The organism is Brevibacillus sp. MCWH, assembly GCF_013096935.1.
GTDB lineage: Bacteria > Bacillota > Bacilli > Brevibacillales > Brevibacillaceae > Brevibacillus > Brevibacillus aydinogluensis.
In genome coordinates this window covers 1-515 of sequence record NZ_SDLF01000119.1, presented here as the reverse complement: position 1 = coordinate 515, position 515 = coordinate 1, and the positions used below count along the sequence as shown (strand labels likewise).

At 33.2% G+C, this 515-nt stretch carries 1 protein-coding gene; it reads right to left on the bottom strand.

All coding sequences use genetic code 11. The annotated features are described in order from the left end of the window. Window positions 1–515 (bottom strand): glucosaminidase domain-containing protein (locus tag ETC00_RS19650; RefSeq protein ID WP_216369608.1); only part of this gene is annotated, 515 nt, incomplete at both ends.

Here is a 515-nt window from a genome sequence, read left to right as displayed (position 1 = left end):
TTCATAAGCGCTGCCGTCTACAGCATTCATTCCAAATAAATTATTTTTATGTCTAGCTAGTTTTGATTTTCCATGTGCAGATTCTAGCTTAGCAACAGCTAATGTGAATAGGGCGTTTATGCCAAACTTATCTTCCACTTCCAATAATGCATGTTCAATACCTTCAAGTGCAGTTCCATCTAAAATTTTTCTTAAATCATCAATGGAAGCATTTGAAGGAGCCACTACATCTAGTCTAATTGATTTATTAGCATTATTGGATTTAGAGCGGCTTATTAACTGATTTTTATTTCTTTCCACAGTAGTAAATTTAGGCTGTGGTTTAGGTTTTTGATTTTGTTGGAAGATAAGTTTAACAGCTTCTTGTTCCTCAATTTTATTTACATATTTACCATTTATATAGCCGCCTTGTTTGAGGAGAAGCCACCCATTTTCAAGTTCTTCTGTTGCTTCAACTACATAATCTTTTACTAGAACATCTGTAATTTTTGAACTCAAATTCGGCTCTTTTCTTA